This is a genomic window from Coprococcus hominis (ex Arizal et al. 2022) (genome assembly GCF_040094675.1).
Lineage (GTDB): Bacteria > Bacillota > Clostridia > Lachnospirales > Lachnospiraceae > Coprococcus_C > Coprococcus_C hominis.
Map to the genome: position 1 here is coordinate 1 of NZ_JBBNHG010000016.1, position 17,612 is coordinate 17,612.

The 17,612-nt window shown below is 46.0% G+C and carries 17 protein-coding genes; 2 read left to right on the forward strand and 15 right to left on the reverse strand.

Features of this window, described 5'->3' with window-relative positions; translation table 11 throughout:
* Positions 1-364 precede the first annotated feature (364 nt).
* From AAAT93_RS00555 to AAAT93_RS00570, 4 genes are all read right to left on the reverse strand, one after another.
* Positions 365-526, reverse strand: coding sequence for a FeoB-associated Cys-rich membrane protein (locus tag AAAT93_RS00555; protein ID WP_021986246.1), 162 nt, complete (start codon positions 524-526; stop codon positions 365-367).
* A gap of 408 nt (positions 527-934) precedes the next feature.
* On the reverse strand, positions 935-3,439 hold the full coding sequence (feoB, locus tag AAAT93_RS00560; RefSeq protein WP_021986247.1) for a ferrous iron transporter B: 2,505 nt from the start codon (positions 3,437-3,439) through the stop codon (positions 935-937).
* Between the two features lie 223 nt (positions 3,440-3,662).
* On the reverse strand, positions 3,663-3,884 hold the full coding sequence (locus AAAT93_RS00565; protein ID WP_021986248.1) for a FeoA family protein: 222 nt from the start codon (positions 3,882-3,884) through the stop codon (positions 3,663-3,665).
* Between the two features lie 32 nt (positions 3,885-3,916).
* Positions 3,917-4,129, reverse strand: a complete 213-nt coding sequence (locus AAAT93_RS00570) for a FeoA family protein (RefSeq protein WP_021986249.1) — start codon at positions 4,127-4,129, stop codon at positions 3,917-3,919.
* Between the two features lie 244 nt (positions 4,130-4,373).
* Here AAAT93_RS00570 and AAAT93_RS00575 point away from each other — a divergent pair, with 244 nt between their 5' ends.
* A complete protein-coding gene (locus tag AAAT93_RS00575) occupies positions 4,374-4,751 on the forward strand; it encodes a metal-dependent transcriptional regulator (RefSeq protein WP_021986250.1) in 378 nt (125 codons plus the stop codon).
* A gap of 108 nt (positions 4,752-4,859) precedes the next feature.
* Here the strand turns inward: AAAT93_RS00575 and AAAT93_RS00580 are convergent, their stop codons facing one another.
* The 4 genes from AAAT93_RS00580 to AAAT93_RS00595 all read right to left on the reverse strand — a co-directional run bounded on the left by AAAT93_RS00580 (position 4,860) and on the right by AAAT93_RS00595 (position 9,421).
* Positions 4,860-6,248, reverse strand: a complete 1,389-nt coding sequence (locus AAAT93_RS00580) for an MATE family efflux transporter (protein WP_227573545.1) — start codon at positions 6,246-6,248, stop codon at positions 4,860-4,862.
* Positions 6,249-6,402: 154 nt separating this feature from the next.
* Positions 6,403-7,005 (reverse strand): bifunctional phosphoserine phosphatase/homoserine phosphotransferase ThrH, encoded by a 603-nt coding sequence (gene thrH, locus AAAT93_RS00585; protein WP_117780141.1) that lies wholly within the window; start codon positions 7,003-7,005, stop codon positions 6,403-6,405.
* Between the two features lie 61 nt (positions 7,006-7,066).
* Positions 7,067-7,915, reverse strand: coding sequence for a L,D-transpeptidase family protein (locus AAAT93_RS00590; protein WP_021986253.1), 849 nt, complete (start codon positions 7,913-7,915; stop codon positions 7,067-7,069).
* 9 nt (positions 7,916-7,924) lie between these two features.
* Positions 7,925-9,421, reverse strand: coding sequence for a protein kinase domain-containing protein (locus tag AAAT93_RS00595; protein WP_021986254.1), 1,497 nt, complete (start codon positions 9,419-9,421; stop codon positions 7,925-7,927).
* 196 nt (positions 9,422-9,617) lie between these two features.
* Here AAAT93_RS00595 and AAAT93_RS00600 point away from each other — a divergent pair, with 196 nt between their 5' ends.
* Positions 9,618-10,868, forward strand: coding sequence for a CapA family protein (locus AAAT93_RS00600; protein WP_021986255.1), 1,251 nt, complete (start codon positions 9,618-9,620; stop codon positions 10,866-10,868).
* Here the strand turns inward: AAAT93_RS00600 and AAAT93_RS00605 are convergent.
* The 7 genes from AAAT93_RS00605 to AAAT93_RS00635 all read right to left on the reverse strand — a co-directional run bounded on the left by AAAT93_RS00605 (position 10,865) and on the right by AAAT93_RS00635 (position 17,589).
* On the reverse strand, positions 10,865-11,515 hold the full coding sequence (locus AAAT93_RS00605) for a sce7726 family protein (RefSeq protein WP_117780086.1): 651 nt from the start codon (positions 11,513-11,515) through the stop codon (positions 10,865-10,867). The genes AAAT93_RS00600 and AAAT93_RS00605 overlap by 4 nt on opposite strands.
* 54 nt (positions 11,516-11,569) lie before the next feature.
* Complete coding sequence (locus tag AAAT93_RS00610) at positions 11,570-11,836, reverse strand: hypothetical protein (protein ID WP_117780085.1); 267 nt, start codon at positions 11,834-11,836, stop codon at positions 11,570-11,572.
* 82 nt (positions 11,837-11,918) lie between these two features.
* A complete protein-coding gene (locus AAAT93_RS00615; protein WP_227573544.1) occupies positions 11,919-14,408 on the reverse strand; it encodes an excinuclease ABC subunit UvrA in 2,490 nt (829 codons plus the stop codon).
* A 52-nt stretch (positions 14,409-14,460) separates the two neighbouring features.
* Positions 14,461-14,754 carry a hypothetical protein gene (locus AAAT93_RS00620; protein WP_227573543.1) on the reverse strand — a complete coding sequence of 98 codons (294 nt, stop codon included), beginning with the start codon at positions 14,752-14,754 and terminating at the stop codon, positions 14,461-14,463.
* A 30-nt stretch (positions 14,755-14,784) separates the two neighbouring features.
* Positions 14,785-15,429 carry a DUF1048 domain-containing protein gene (locus tag AAAT93_RS00625; protein ID WP_227573542.1) on the reverse strand — a complete coding sequence of 215 codons (645 nt, stop codon included), beginning with the start codon at positions 15,427-15,429 and terminating at the stop codon, positions 14,785-14,787.
* Positions 15,430-15,434: 5 nt separating this feature from the next.
* Complete coding sequence (locus tag AAAT93_RS00630) at positions 15,435-15,758, reverse strand: PadR family transcriptional regulator (RefSeq protein ID WP_227573541.1); 324 nt, start codon at positions 15,756-15,758, stop codon at positions 15,435-15,437.
* Positions 15,759-15,909: 151 nt separating this feature from the next.
* Positions 15,910-17,589: an alpha,alpha-phosphotrehalase gene (locus AAAT93_RS00635; protein ID WP_227573540.1), complete on the reverse strand. Its 1,680-nt coding sequence runs from the start codon at positions 17,587-17,589 to the stop codon at positions 15,910-15,912.
* Positions 17,590-17,612: the final 23 nt, after the last annotated feature.

Here is a 17,612-nt window from a genome sequence, read left to right on the forward strand (position 1 = left end):
TGCAGGCTTTCGCCTGCACATAACAGGCACTTCGTCTCCGCTTCGCTCCGACTCAGTGTCTGTTATCCCCCAAATACATGCATTCGCTTGCAAGCAAGCTTGCAGCGATGCATGTGCTTGGGCGATTATCACGCAAAAATTTACCCCGCGCTATGTGGAGTAGCGCGGGGCTGTTAGAGAAAGGAGTCGATTATAAATTCCATGTACGCGAATTTATGTTTCGTTGTGGTTAGTTGTTGCTAACTACATGTTGTATGTTAACGTAAACTAACTAAAAAGTCAACCACTTTTTTCATATTTTTTACTTGTTGATAATTATTCTTAACTGGACGATATTCCTTGTGGATTACTCCGCTTGTTTGCTCTATTTCTGTGTTTTTTTCGGTGCATGACAGACACTTCCACAGTGACTGCAATCCCCGCCACAGCTTGACTTGCCGGCACGCTTATCCTTCACCATCCCCCGGATGACCAAACCAACCACCGCAACAACTACCAATAATATTAAAAATGTACCTAAATTCATTTCCACGACCTCCTTACAAGGTAATATTTATTGTATTTGCAAACCATATAAACCAATGGTGTAGATGGTTCATATGTTTCCATCTAATATCCATAATATAGAATATGTTTGTGGCTTAGAAGTTCTTGGTGTTCAACTCATTTACCCAGCCATGTTTGAACACGATGTTCAAACAAGCCGCCACTGAGCCATTGACGGCGAATTGGCGGCGTTGGCGTCCACTCACAATACTTACATTGAACACCTAGAACTTCTTAGCTACAATACATCCCTATATTATGGATATCAGATGGAAATATATGCACCTTCTATCTCATCTTTTCCATGGTTTACAAACACAATTCCCACATACTTAATATAGCACCGGATATGCTCCGGTGCTATACAATCTTTCTTGAAAACTATGAATTAGTTTGTCTTGATCTTTGCAAACTGTGCATTCTTGTTTGGTCTGAACAGCATATACAGGAAGAAGGCGATGATCAAGAACGCTACAACCGTTCCTACACCAAATGTACCTGCTGTAATGAGCACACCAATCTGATATACAACGAGTGATACAAGATAAGCAAGACCACACTGATATCCGATTGCGAACCAGAACCACTTTGCACTGTTCATCTCTCGCTTGATCGCACCCATTGCTGCGAAACATGGCGCACAGAGAAGGTTGAACAACAGGAATGACAAACCACTTGGCTCTGTAAACTTGCTTGCCAGTGTCTGGTAAACAGTTGCGTCTCCGCCACCGTACAGAATACCCATCGTACCAACGATATTCTCCTTTGCTACAAGACCGGTTACACTTGCAACCGTTGCCTGCCAGTTGCCCCAGCCCTGTGGCTTGAAGATCCAGCAGATTGCGTTACCGATCTTAGCGAGGATACTGTAATCCATCTGATCCTCTGAAAGCATTCCGAAGCTTCCGTCAACCCATCCGAAGTATGTTGTAAACCATACAACGATTGTAGAAAGAAGGATGATTGTACCGGCCTTCTTGATGAAGGACCAGCCACGCTCCCACATGCTGCGTAAAACAGCGCCAACCTTTGGCCAGTGGTAAGCTGGAAGCTCCATAACGAATGGAGATGTATCACCAGCAAACATCTTTGTCTTCTTCAGGATGATACCTGAACAGATGATTGTAATAACACCGATGAAGTAAGCACCGGTTGAAATGATTGCGGAACCATTGAAGATAGCACCAGCGATCATTGCGATAAATGGAACCTTTGCACCACAAGGGATAAAGGTTGTTGTCATAATTGTCATACGACGGTCTTTCTCGTTCTCAATTGTACGAGAAGCCATGATACCTGGAACACCACATCCCATACCTACGAGCATTGGGATGAAGGACTTACCAGACAAACCAAACTTACGGAAGATACGGTCCATGATGAATGCAACACGGGCAAGGTATCCACAGTACTCAAGGATTGCAAGAAGGATGAACAGTACCAGCATCTGAGGTACGAAACCAAGTACCGCACCAACACCGGCGATGATACCATCAACGATCAATCCCTGTAACCAATCTGCGCAATTTGCTTTCTCAAGTCCTTTTGATACAAGATCCGGAATAGAAGGAATAAATACGCCATAATCTGCAGGATCTGGCTCTTCACAACCATAAGACTTGTATGTATCAACTGCGCTCTGCAGATCTGCATATGTAGACTCTGTCTCGTCAGTTGCCAGTGTCTCCTCATCTTCTACAAGATAAGTTGCTGTTGTATTGGCATCAAATACTGTCAGCAGTTCGTCAGCAGCCTTTGCAGCGTTTGCTGGATCAAACTCATCTGACTCTGCATCCATAGCATCTGCAATATCACCAACTTCTACACCATTTTCTTCACCATAAGAGATGAATCCATCGATGATCTGCATTGCCTCTGCGTAAGCATCTGCATCGTCGCTGTAAGCAACGCCATCGTCATTCTTCTCCATACCAAACAAATGGAAACCATCACCAAACAGGTTATCATTTGTCCAGTCTGTTGCAGCAGCACCGACGGTCTGCATTGCAATGTAATATACTAAGAACATGACAATTGCAAAAATAGGAAGTGCCAAAATACGGTTTGTTACAATCTTGTCAATCTTATCAGATACAGAAAGCTTCTTTCCTGACTTTGCCTTCTTCAAACATTTTCCAATGATAGAAGAAATGTACGCATAACGCTCACTTGTCACGATTGACTCTGTATCGTCGTCAAACTTATCTTCCAGTGTCTTGATCTCTGCAGATACATCTGGGATAACTTTAAGCTGATCGCCAATCTTGCTATCTTTCTCAAGAACCTTGATTGCGAAGAAACGCTTCTGTGCTTCTGCTACTGAATCATCCAGCTTTGCTTCCACTGCATCAATAGCAGCTTCCACTGCATCGTCAAACTTATGTACACGTGCAACGGCTTTCTTTGCCTTTGCAGCTGCAACTGCCTTGTCAGCAGCTTCCTTAATTCCTTCGCCCTTCAAAGCGGAGATCTCAACAACTTCACAGCCAAGTGCATTGGAAAGTGCCTTGATATCAATCTTGTCGCCGCTCTTTCTGACTACATCCATCATGTTGACAGCCATAACAACCGGGATGCCAAGCTCGATGATCTGTGTAGACAGATACAGGTTACGCTCCAGGTTCGTACCATCAATGATATTGATGATTGCGTCTGGATGCTCACCGATCAGATAATTTCTTGCTACAACTTCCTCCAATGTATATGGAGAAAGAGAATAAATACCAGGTAAGTCCATGATGGCAACATCTTTATGTCCCTTTAACTTACCTTCCTTTTTTTCTACCGTAACACCTGGCCAGTTACCAACATACTGGTTTGCGCCGGTCAAGGCGTTAAACAATGTCGTTTTACCGCAGTTCGGGTTACCTGCGAGTGCAATTGTAATTGCCATGATTTCTCTCCTTATCTTTCTTACATTTCACGCAATCGTAAATATAATACAGTTGTCCATGATTGTAATTCTTCACAGACCCGCTCTCGCTCGGTTCAGCACGCAGTGGTACTAAATTCACTCCAACTAGTTGTCGTTCATTAAGTACCAGCGTGCTTCAACGGTCTGTTTTAGAATTACAATCACGTCCAACCTGTATACCATATTTACGATTATGTGAGAATTACTCTACTTCGATAATCGCTGCATCTGCCTTACGAACAGACAGCTCATAATTACGAACTGTAATTTCAACCGGATCTCCAAGTGGAGCTACCTTACGCACGTAGATCTCAACGCCCTTTGTGATACCCATATCCATGATTCTTCTCTTGATAGGGCCTTCGCCTGCGATCTTTGTTACCTTTACGGTCTCCCCTACTTTTACCTGATTCAATGTCTTCATTGTTTCACTTCCTCTCTTACGAATACGTTCTTCTAGGCTACCTGGATTTTACTTGCCATGTCACGACCAAGAGCCACTCTTGAATCTTTCACCTTCAAAATCATGTTTCCGCCCAGCGAAGATACAACGGTTACAACTGTACCGTCCACAAAGCCGAGGTTCTCAAGGAATTTACGAACTTCCTCTTTTCCCCCCACTTTCACGATGGTTTTTGGTTCTCCTTCTTCTACCATTGACAGTGGCATAAAAATCACTCCTTTTCTGTAGTATTCATACTTTATTTCAGGTTAGTTTAGAACAACTAACTTTCTGTCGACACAATATTAGCCCAAACTAACTATTTTGTCAATAAAAAATACATCGGATTTTTATATTTGTATTTCTTATTTATAAAGCATTTTTGCAAAGCGTTTGCAAACCTGTAAAATTTGTGTTAGTATTCAGACATAGCGACGTTAACAGCACTTATTATGTAAAGGGGATTGGTTTATGAAAATACAGGAATCAGCCGAAGATTACCTGGAGGCAATTTTATTTCTTGGCAAATCACACGAGCACGTTCGTTCGATTGATGTCGTACACCATCTTGGATTATCCAAGCCGAGTGTCAGCGTGTATCTGAAGAACCTCCGTGTAAACGGATATATAAATGTCGATGACAAAGGATATTTATCACTCACAGAGGAAGGCATGAAGATCGCATCCAAGATCTACGAGCGGCATGAAACGCTTGCCCATCTTTTTATGTCTCTTGGTGTGAACGAAGAGACTGCTTACGAGGATGCCTGCCGAATCGAACATGACTTGAGCGATGAAACATTTCAGGCGTTAAAGAATCATTACATCAATCACATGAGTCAGGCATAAATGACCGCATGAAAATATTGTTCAGATAACGATATATTACATAAAAAGCACGATTTGATTCACATCAAACCGTGCTTTCTTATTTTAATTTCCAGATTCAAGTCCTGACTATGCTTTCCCGACTTCCAGCTGCCGCGCGACCTTGCGTTTACACAGGAAGAACGCCGGAATCAGGAATGCATCCGCAAGCAGCCATGCGAGCGGGCTGGAATAGCAGGCTCCGAGATAGCCAAACGCCGGCACGAGCAGCATACCCGCGATACCGCGCGCGATCATTTCCATCACACCTGCGATAATGGCGAGTGATGAAAATCCCATACCTTGAATTGTAAAGCGAACCGTATTGACCAAGGTAAGCAGACAGTAAAATGCCGATACAATGATCAAAAACTGTGTTGAATTCTGCATGATAACCGGATCCTTCTCATCTAAGAACAGCATTGTAAGCTGGTCTCCGAACAACTTCACTACGATTACCATCAGTCCAGACACGATAAATCCAATGATACATGCGGCACGCAGACCTTTCCCTACACGATCCAGCTTCCTTGCTCCGATGTTCTGTCCGGCATACGGTGCCATCGTCTGACCAAGCGCATCAAACGGACACGCAAGAAATATATTGATCTTCGAGCCGGCTGTCATAGATGCAACATAGATGGAACCTAGTCCATTTACCGCTGTCTGCAGAATTACCGAACCGATTCCCGTGATGGAATACTGCAGTCCCATCGGAATTCCAACACCCGTCAATTTTCCTGCCAGATGTCTCTCCAGCTTCCAGTCTCCCTTCTCCATCGCAAGAATATCGAATTTTTTCTTAATATATATAATGCTGATCACACCTGATACGCCCTGGGAAACAACGGTTGCAAGCGCCGCACCATCGACGCCCATCCTGAACACTATGATGAGCAGCAGATCCAGACCGATATTGATGGCAGACGAAATCGCAAGGAAGATAATCGGCGATTTGCTGTCTCCCAGCGCACGCAGGATAGCTGCCGTCATATTGTACAGAATCGTACACGGAATTCCCGCAAAGATTATAAATATGTAAATATATGCGTATTCAAATATATTCTCCGGGGTGTTCATCCATGTTAAAACCGGGCGGCAGAACAAAAGCATCAGAGTTGTAATTACAACGCTGAAAAATGTACACAGCCACACAGAATTTGTCACCATCTTCCGCAGCAGCGGAAAATCCTTGGCACCAAAGCTCTGTGAGATCGGAACCGAGAATCCACTGCAAAGTCCCATACAAAATCCAATGACAATAAAATTCAGACTGCCTGTCGAGCCAACGCCTGCAAATGGATCCACGCCCAGATATTTTCCTACGATCATCGTATCAACCAGACTGTAAAACTGCTGGAACAACAGTCCCAGAAACATCGGAAATGCAAATCCGAGAATCAGTTTCATCGGCGATCCTACGGTCAGATCTTTCGCCGGGCTGGATGATTTTTTCATTTCTTTTTTCTCTTCTGACATCTTCCAGATTCCTCCTAATTATATCTCTCAAATCTTGTACATACATCTGTGCATGGCAGTTTTTGCACATAAAGAAATCGCCATAAGCAAATACAGGCGTTGCTCACAGCGATTTCTATTCATTCCTCGTTATAAGAGAACGATTTTTATCCGATTAATCCAGATGCTCTTTGATTGCAGCAAGCAGCTCATCGTAAGTCTCATATGCTGCAAGCTCCGGATTATCCTTCTTGATCTGTTCTGTACTCTTAAACAGGAAGCCTGCCTTGCTAGCCTTGATCATACCAAGGTCGTTATAACTATCTCCACTGGCGATGGTCTCAAATCCGATCGACTGTAATGCCTTAACCGTTGTCAGCTTTGACTGCTCACAACGCATCTTGAAGCCTGTGATTTCTCCACTTTCTGCAACCTCCAGAGAGTTACAGAAAATCGTCGGCCAACCAAGCTTCTTCATCAGTGGTGTTGCAAACTGTGCAAAGGTATCACTGATAATGATTACCTGTGTCAAACTGCGCAACTCATCTAAGAATTCCTTTGCACCCGGAATCGGATCAATCTTCGCGATTGTCTCCTGAATCTCTTTCAAACCAAGTCCATGCTCCTTCAGGATGCCAAGTCTCCATGTCATCAGCTTATCATAATCTGGTTCATCTCTTGTTGTCTTTTTCAGTTCCGGAATTCCACTTGCCTCCGCAAATGCGATCCAGATCTCTGGTACCAATACGCCCTCTAAATCTAAACATACAATATTCATTGCCATAACTCTATCCTCCGTTTTTTATTTTTATCATCCATTTAACCTGATGTTAAATTTTCTATTGAATTACGATATACGGGTGCATATCTTTCGATAATTCTGCCAGATATGCAAGCACCATATCCTCCGTTGTTGCAATGCATCCCAGTGTCGGCTGCTGCCCCACATGGAAGAAAATCGCCGAACCACGCCCCGGCTCCACCGGATTCTGATTGTACTCCACGACAAATCCATATTTGTAAGCATCCGTGTATTCAATCATACGTTCTGCACTCTGCCAGGTCTTTTCTCCATCAAGTTCTATGCGTTGATTATATAATTCACTGTCCTCATCGTCAACCCAATATGTATTTTCTGTAATTTGAAATGTTGAAAGACCCGTTTTCGGTTTCTCTTCTATATAAAATGCTTCGCCGATTGGAAATACCCCGGCAGGTGTCATCCGGCTTCCCTCATAAGACTCCCGGCTCACACCATTTGCCCCGACATAGCCCTCGGTTGTCAGTCCGGTATCCGTCCATTTTCCGTCCGTATCACAGATATACATGGATATCGTCGCTTTATCGTGATCTGCATCTACGACAACCAGTTGTCTGCAGGAAACCTCCGCCAGTTGTGCATAGCTGACCAGACTCCGATTCAAAATCTCTGTCAAAGCTTCCGGCTGTGCCTCATCAGGAACCGCCGCATCTGTCCCAGTCGCATCTTGGGCTGTATGCATCTGCTCCTCCATCGGCGTTGCCACATCCCCTGCCGTTGCATCTGCAGTCGCAGTCACCTCCGTGGCTGCCATCTGTGCGTGTTTCTTTTTCTGCTGATTGTGTGTGAGATTTGCGATTACAATTCCCAGAACTGAACCGATCAAAAGCCCCATCAACATACAGAACAACATCCGCAAATTCTTCATAGATACCCCCTAATTCAATGTAATCTCAATATGTGGATTCATGTTTCCATCCAACAGTTTCAACAATTCTGTCATATTTTCTGCTGAAATATCAATACAGCCTGCTGTCTCACTGACATTGCTATAATTTCCACAGATCGTAATGACTGAGCCTTTTCCCGGTGTCACGCCATCCGAAGACAAGCCATCTCCATTATGTTCGATAAAGATAATTGCATTTAATTTTCCGTTTACGATATTGCTTCCGACATGATCAACACTCACATCGCCTACCGTATTCGTATCGACAAGTGTGTTATACAGTTCGGATTCTGCATCATCTACGATTGCGGCTGAGTCACTTGCCAGTTTAAAATTCATGTTATTTTTCGGATCAACATTTGCCATCACAAAGCCAAGCTTAAACGTTCCCATCGGTGTGACACCTTTTCCTTCTCCGTAGTCAGAACCGATTCCATTTCTGCCAAGCACACATGCAACAGAATATTTGTTAACCCAGTCGCCATGTTCCCAGTTATAAACGGTCAGCGTTCCAGATGTGCTTCCCGCATGTGCGGTTACCGTAATCTTCTGGGAATATTCATATGGACATTCCGCTTCCTCTGTGGTTGCTTCAGTCATCTCCTCTGTCGTCGTTGCTTCGGTCGTTACCTCCGTGGTTGTTGGCGCCGCGGTTGTCGTTTCTTCCTCCTGATTGACTGGATGGATCAATACAACATAGATTGCAACAGCCGCACCTATGATCAGCACAATCAGAATTGGCAGTAAAAACCGCAACATCAAGGACGCCTTCTGCGTCTCCCTTGTCACTTTTTCTTTTTTCGGTTGCAGATGCATCTCTTCCTGTGTATTATATGCATCCGCCTGCTGTACATTTCTTCGGTGATTGACCAGATCTGTTGGTTGCTGCGCCGGTGACTGTCTCCTTGGCTGCTGTACCAATGGCTGCCCGCAAGTTGGCTGTTTCGATGATTGCTCCTGTTTCTGCGCGTACATTGGCTGCATCGATGGTTGCTCTGTTTCCCGTACATACATCTGCTGCCCGGTTCCTACCGTTGGCTCCTGCAAAATATCCGCAAGCATCTGTAATTCCTCTGCAAATTCCAATGCCGTCGCATAACGTCTCGCCGGATCTGGTTCACACGCTTTCTGGATAATCTCGTCAAACACACCACTGATGCCCTGTTTCGGAATCAGCGATTTCATCAGCATGCCGAGTGCATACACATCCGTCCCTGCATGGTAAGCGCCACCCTGTGTCAGCTCCGGTGCAACAAATGTCGGGATTGTCCCCTCCGGATATTGCCGCACGTTCTCATACCCGATCAACTGATAATTTCCGGGTGACACAACCAAGATATTCCCCGGCTTTACATCCCCATGCACACGTCCCTGCTGGTGGATCACGGAAAGCGCTTCCGCAATCTGCGCACCCATACGTGCAAGCTCTGCTTCCTGCATCGGCATCTGTGCAATATATTGTTCCAAAGTCAATGGATAATTCATCCTATGTCTCCTTTTTATCATATTTAAACTAGGCATAGTTTACCACCATTTATCCCGGTTGACTAGCCGCTATCTTGAATTTATATATATTTGCTTTACCGGAAAAATGTGGTATTCTATATATTGTTATTTGTTTCCTTTTTGCGTTTGTTATGATTTGAAACAAACGCATTCACAGAAGATATGAGGATTTACTATGCGAAAGATTATCATATTTTTTATTATTCTGACGATCATCGGCACGGTCAGTCTCGTCGCGATCAATCTGCGGAAGGATTCGTCCCATACAGATGATACCTCCGAGGCAGAAATCTCACAGCCGATCGACCTTTCCGGGCTGGATTCCTATCAGCCAGTTAGTGGCAGCGTTGCAACGGTAACCAACGCCGGGGCAGATGAAAAACCAGCTTCCCAATCCTTTACCATCAGCATGAATTTCGTCGGCGATATCATGCTCGCGGGTAACGACACCGCTACCAGCAGCATCGACGCCATGGCGAACAGCCAGCCGAGCACGTATTTCTTCGAAAATGTACGGGATTATTTCTTAAATGATGATATCACAATTGCGAATTGTGAAAATGTTTTCTCCGACAATGACAATCTGGCGAAAACGGATAAGGGCGAAGCCGCCGCACTCGAACAATACAATAATGCGGTTGCGGAATATAACTCTGCAGTTGCACTTGCACAACAATCCGGAACGACTGTCAGCATGGAGAAGCCGGAATATACCTTCCGTGCATTCTGGTTCCGCTCCCACGCTGCAACTGCCAAGCTCCTGCCGGAAAATGGCGTCGATATTGTCTCGATTGACAACAACCACACTTATGATTTCGGCACCGATGGCAACATGGATACGCGTGCTGCCTTAGATGTGGCAGGTGTTGACTGGGGCAAGGACGGAAAGATCGTCTACAAGGAAATCAATGGTTTCAAGATTGCATTTGTATTCGGAAGCATGTACTCCGCCGGAGCTGAACAGGCAATGTTAGTGGATCTGGAAGAGGCAAATGCAAACAGTGATTATCAGGTTGTATATTTCCACGGCGGTGAAGAGAAGGTACACGCCTACGAGGACTGGAAACAGGCGTCCTGCCATAACTTAGTCGACCACGGTGCCGACCTCGTCATCGGTTCCCACCCACATGTCTTACAGCCGATGGAGACTTACAACGGTGTGAACATCGTATATTCACTGGGGAATTTTATCTTCGGTGGAAATAATTACCCGGAGAACAGAACGTTGATCTATAACCAGACTTTGACGATCACACAGGATGCAGCGACTGGTGGTTTCACCGTAGCGAATACAGACATCACCTTGATTCCATGTTATGTCTACACCGGGGAATCCAACAACTACCAGCCTGCCGTCATTGAAAACGAGACGGACAAGCAGCTTGTAATCGACTTTATGCAAGGAAAGCGGGAACTGCCTTACTAGGCATCCCGCTTTTTTCTTCGATACTTTTTTCTTTTTTTGCGCACAGTCTTGCCGCGTTTTGCCGCCTGTGCCTTACGGAATTCCTGAATCTCCGCAAGCATCGCGGTGTAATCCCGCTCAAATAGCGCATCACTGATTTCCTTATGAACCACCTCGACCGGTAACCGGTCTACAATGATTGTACGGACAAAATCCTTGCTTTTCTGCTTGTACATCGGCAGTCCGTATTTCTCCTGAATATGGGCAAGCTCCGGGCGCCACAGCACACGGATCGTCCGAAGAAGCTGCGCATACGGATTGTCCTGCATCTCCCGCACAATATAGAAATCCACATGATCTTCTTGCTGTTCTACCGACACGATCCCCCAGTGTGCTGGCACATGCTCCGCGACGTGACTCGCATGTGAGCTCCCGACAACCACGATATTCGCATCGAAATACAGATCATAGTCTGCGACCTGCCGCTCCAACCGCGTGTATGTATCCGCGTCACTTTTTATCTCGATTCCAACGATTTTTTCAGGAATCACCATCACAACATCCGCCCGCGAACGCCCGACGGTTTTCTCCTCCAAGATGCGCACCTTGCCGTACCGCTCTTCGAGGAACTCAAATAACGGTTCCCGTATATCTTTATCTAGTAACATCGTATGTTCCATCCTGTTTTTCTAGCACATTCTGAACACCATTTTAACAAGATCTTACATCAAAAACAAGAGTCCGAGGAACATCCCTGCACCGATTACATTTGCCTTCGCAGGAAGCTTCGTCGGCAATGTGACGACAGCTAACGGAAGCAGATTGAAGATACATGCCCATCTTGGCATCCCCCGAAACGAAACACTCGACTTCTCATAATCCTTCAAGTCCGTCAGGTTCACCTTGCCATTCGGTGCATAGATGAGCAGACAGTCCGATGCTCCACAGAAAATATGTCCGATCAATCCCAACAATAACATGAATTTCATTTGTTCTTCCCTCCCGCAGTGTTGGTCTATATGCGATTTATACAGCATGCACCAAGTGCAGAGTCAAGGAGAATTTATGACTTTAAATATATTTTCCCGTAATACTGTCTTTATTTGCTGCGATCTGCTTCGGTGTTCCAACCGCAACGACACGGCCACCGGCGGCACCACCGCCCGGTCCCATGTCTATCACATAGTCGGCGTTCCGGATCACATCTAAATCATGCTCGATCACAAGCACGGTTGCACCCTGATCGACAAGCGCCTGAAATACGCCAAGCAATGTCTGCACATCCAGCGGATGCAGCCCAATCGTTGGCTCATCGAATACAAAGACCGAATCTGCCTGTCCTTTTCCCATCTCGCTGGCAAGCTTCAACCGCTGTGCCTCTCCACCAGACAGGCTCGGCGTCTCCTCGCCCAGCGTCAGGTAACCAAGTCCCAGATTCTTCAATACCTGCAGGCGCTGGCGCACAACCTTCCACTCCGCCGCTGCTTCCAACGCAGTATTCACATCCATATCCATCAACTGTGGCAGGGAATACTTCGCTCCCTGTTTCGTCTCATAGCCGATCTGCCATGCTTCCTTCCCATACCGCGATCCGTTGCATTCCGGACATGGTACATCTACATCCGGCAGGAATTGCACATCAAGACTGATTTGCCCTGTTCCATCACACACCGGACATCGCAGCTTTCCGGTATTATAGGAGAAATCGCCTGCCTTATAGCCCGCTTCCTTCGCATCTGGTGTCTTTGCATATATCTTCCGCAGTTCATCGTGTACATTCGCATACGTTGCGACTGTCGACCGCACATTGATTCCGATTGGCGATGCGTCAATCAACTTCACATGCGCGATTCCCTCTGCCGAAATCTGCTTTACATGTGCTGGTAGCGTGGCTTCCTGCAAAGATGCTTCCAAGCCCGGAATCAGGCTTTCTAAAACCATCGTTGTCTTTCCGGAACCAGACACTCCGGTTACCACAGTCAGACGCCCCTTCGGGATATCCACTTCCAACGGTCTGACCGTGTGAATCGTATCCGTCGACAGATGCAGTGCTCCAAAGTCAAACATTTCCTCCGCGCGTGCCTGCTTGCGCACACGCATATCCGCCTTCCGCGCCAGAAATGGTCCGATCATCGAATCCGGATTTGCGATAATCTGCGGAATATCACCCTGTGCGATCACATAGCCACCACCGGCACCTGCCTCTGGTCCCATCTCAATAATCCAATCCGATTCCGATAAGATCTGTGTATCGTGGTCGACCAGAAGCACCGAATTTCCGTCTGCAACAAGGTCATGCATAACAGCATTCAAGCCTTGAATATTCGATGGATGCAGTCCGATCGACGGCTCGTCCAATACATATAATACACCGGTTGTACGATTCCGCACGGCGCGTGCAAGCTGCATCCGCTGCCGTTCCCCCGTCGAAAGTGTAGATGCTACACGATCAAGCGAAAGATAAGAAAGTCCCAAATCCATCAACCGTCTGGCTACGGTCTGGAACGACTCACAGATTGCCTCTGCCATCGGCCGCATCTCCTCCGGCAAAGAATCCGGCACACCAGCTACCCAGTCGACCAATTCCCCAAGCGTCATCTTACAGGCTTCAACCAATCCAATTCCGCGCAGCCGTGGTGCCCGCGCCGCTTCAGAAAGCCGGCTGCCACCACATGCCGGACATACCTCTTCCTTAAGGAATTTCTCAACACGCTTCATGCCCTTTTCATCCTTCACCTTCGCCAAGGCATTTTCCACTGTATAAATGGCATTGTAATATGTAAAATCAAGTTCACCCGCCTGATTCGATTTTTTCGCCTTATATAAAATATGCTTTTTCTCCGCCGGTCCATGATAGACAATGTCTTTCTCCCGCTCCGTCAGCTCACGAAATGGAACGTCTGTACGCACGCCCATCTCCCGGCAGACATCTGTCATCAAAGACCACATGAGACTGTTCCAAGGTGCAACGGCGCCATCGTCAATGCTGATGGAATCATCCGGCACAAGCGAATCAATATCCACCGTTCGGACACTGCCAGTTCCGCCACAGTTCGGACACGCCCCCTGCGAATTAAATGCCAGTTCCTCCGCACTTGGTGCCTGCACCTTCGCCCCGCACTCCGGACACAAAATCTCCTGTTCTGCTGCCACCTTTAATGTGGGCGGCACATAATGTCCGTTCGGGCAGCGATGGGATGCCAGCCGGGAATACATCAACCGCAGGCTGTTCAAAAGCTCCGTTCCGGTTCCAAATGTACTGCGAATCCCCGGAATGCCCGGCCGCTGATGCAGTGCCAGTGCTGCCGGTACATATAACACTTCATCCACCTTTGCCTTTGCCGCCCCGGTCATCCGCCGCCTTGTATAAGTCGACAACGATTCCAGATATCGTCTGGAACCCTCAGCATACAACACGCCAAGCGCAAGTGATGATTTGCCCGATCCGGACACACCTGCAATCCCAACGATCTGATGTAATGGCACATCCACATTGATATTCTTCAAATTATGTACGTTTGCGCCTCGTACTACAATCTTCTTCGGTTCATTCTCCGTCATGTTCGTTCCTCTTTTCGTCCAACGATCCAATCAATCTGTATTTCTAATTTTTTTATTCCGCCGTGCCGCCCTTCGCGACATACTCCGCAAGTGTCAAGTTCTCCGCCTTCATCCGTGCACGCATCTTCGCATAGGTTGCACATGCATTCTTTCCGCTGTTGCTGTAAAATACACACACGCCGCTCTCACATAGGATAAGGATTGCCGCATGCCATGCAAATTCCTTCATCGGTGGTGCCGCAAGCACCAGCTCCATCAATAAAACGCCAAATGTGCAGACAGAAAATACAAGCACATTCATAATCAAACTTCTTCGGTAATCGTACTGCTTATCCAGCTTCTCCATGAATTCTTCTTCGGATAATGGTGTCTGTCCTTATCTCCTGCGCCGTTCATTTTTCTTATAGTTCGTAACTGCATTTACGATATAATATACGACGATGTAAACGGTCGGAAGCGTAACTGCAACCCACGCCGGCACATTGATGGAATACCGGTTGGCAAGTACACAAGTAATTATAACGCTGGCAAACAACAGAACAATATAGATGGCATTGAGCGCGGTCGCGTTTACCTTCCGCTTCTTCACAAGTGGTCGGATCAGAAGATATATAATCAGAATCGACAAACTACCACTCAGTCCACCGAGCACAATAGCACCAATGGCACCGATATCGCTGCCCGACAGCGCGCCATCTCCGATGACAAGATCCAGAATTGCAAAGACCAGCATAATCCAAGCCATACGATATAGCGTCTTCAGAAAATCTACGAACCGGTTGCCAAGCTTGTACTCACTGAAAAAAATCTCACAGAATCCCTCGATATCATCTCCGACAATCGTCGAAACCGGTTTGCCTTCCTCCTGCGCCATAAGCATATGGTCGAGCAGTTCCATCATCAGTTCACTCTCGGTATCTTCGCCGATCAGATTGCTTGTGCTGTACATCTGTACCTTCTGAAATGCATCTTTGTATTCTCCTTTCAGCCTATCCTGTAATAAAATATAATCTGCTTTCATCCGCCTCACTCCTCCATCCTTAATATTTTCTTCGCACTTTCCGTAATGCTCTTATAACTCTCGCGGAATTCCTTCAGATGCTTTGTTCCTGCATCGGTCACCGAATAATATTTTCGGATCGGCCCGAGCGGTGATTTCTCTTTGCGGCATTGGATATAGCCGTTCTTCTCCAGCCGCGTGAGCACCGGATACATCGTTCCTTCGGCAAGCTCGGTGAATCCGGATTCCGTCAGCCGTTGCAGAATCTCATAGCCATACGTCTCATGCTCTGCAATCACCGATAGCACGCATCCTTCCAGAATTCCTTTCATTAATTGTGTATCTATCATGATAGTTCCTCCGTTATGAGGCAGTTTTCGTATTTCTTCCAAAGCGTATCCTGCCTTTCTACTTTGTATCGCCAAGTAGTATGGCAAGAAAATACCACAGCTACTTTGTATTGTCAAGTAGCTGTGGTATTTTTATTCTAGTAATTTAGAGCTATTTATTTTGCCAGACAATTGCCTCATACGGTTTCATTTTCCCTGTTGTATGCTGTTTATAATTACCAATCAGGATTGTCGAATCTTTCGAGATGCATTTTTGTACCGTTTCCGGAATCGTAACTTCATGATCTGAAAAATTACATATCACAGTTAAATTCGCATCTTCCAGGCTTCTTCGATAAATGAATAAATCCTTATGTTCCGGCTCAAGCAATTCATAATCTCCATACACAATAATTGCATTCTCATGACGCAGGCGGATCAACTCCTTGTAGTAGGAGAATACAGACTCCGGATCTCCAACTTGTCTTTGTGCATTGATCTCCTGGAAATTCGGATTGACACGAATCCATGGAATACCCGTTGTGAATCCCGCATTCGCACTGTCATCCCACTGCATCGGCGTTCTGGCGTTGTCACGGCCGATCTTCTTTAGATATCCCATCATTTCATCATGGGAAACCCCACAATTCTCAGTCAACTCCCGGTAAGCATTGATACTTTCAATATCCCGGTAATCCTCGAGATTGTCAAAATAAGCGTTGGTCATTCCCAGTTCTTCGCCCTGATACACATATGGAGTTCCCTGCATCATATGCAGACAGGTTGCAAGCATCTTTGCCGATATCTCCCGATATGCCTTACTGTCATTTCCATACCGTGAAACCGACCGCGGCTGGTCATGGTTTGACAGATACAAACTGTTCCATGCTTTACCAGCAAGTCCTGTCTGCCATTTGGACAGACATGCCTTCCATTCCGGAAGAGGCATTTTCTCACTATCCCATTTTCCATAATGATTCTCTGCGGTTGTTCTCCCTTCGCCAACATGCTCGAACTGGAATACCATATTCAGCTCCGTACCATCCGCATTTGCATATTTCATAGCCTCTTCAACGGTAACACCGGATGCCTCCCCAACCGTGATCAGATCATAGTGTGACAAAACCTTCTGATTCATTTCCTGCAAATATTCATGCACATGTGGTCCATTTGCCGCAGTATTTGCTGCATAACCAGTCTCTCCCGGCACGCCATCCGGAAATTCCATATCCTTTGAAATCAGACTGATGACATCCATCCGGAATCCATCAATGCCCTTTTCACACCACCAATTCATCATCTCAAATACCCGCTGTCGCACCTCCGGGTTATCCCAATTCAAGTCCGGTTGACGTTTTGAAAACAGATGCAGATAATACATATCCGTCTGTGCATCGTATTCCCATGCAGAACCACTAAATACAGATCCCCAGTTATTCGGTGCACTGCCATCCGCTTTTGCAGGTCGCCAGATATAAAAATCGCGATACGGATTATCCACGCTCTTTCGACTTTCTACAAACCATGCATGTGCGTCCGATGTATGATTGACGACCAGATCCATCATAATTTTGATTCCAAGCTCATGTGCACGAGCCAATAGCTTGTCGTAATCCTCCATCGTACCAAAATCACGCATTATCGCCTGATAATCACTGATATCATATCCATTATCATCGTTTGGAGACTGATACACTGGCGACAGCCAGATCACATCAATGCCTAATTCCTTCAGATACTCAAGCTTCTCTGTGATACCATTTAAATCTCCAATTCCATCCCCGTTAGAATCCTTAAAACTTCTCGGGTAAATTTGATACACAACTGCTTCTTTCCACCACGTTTTCTTCATCCTAGTTTTCACTGCAGTTTCTC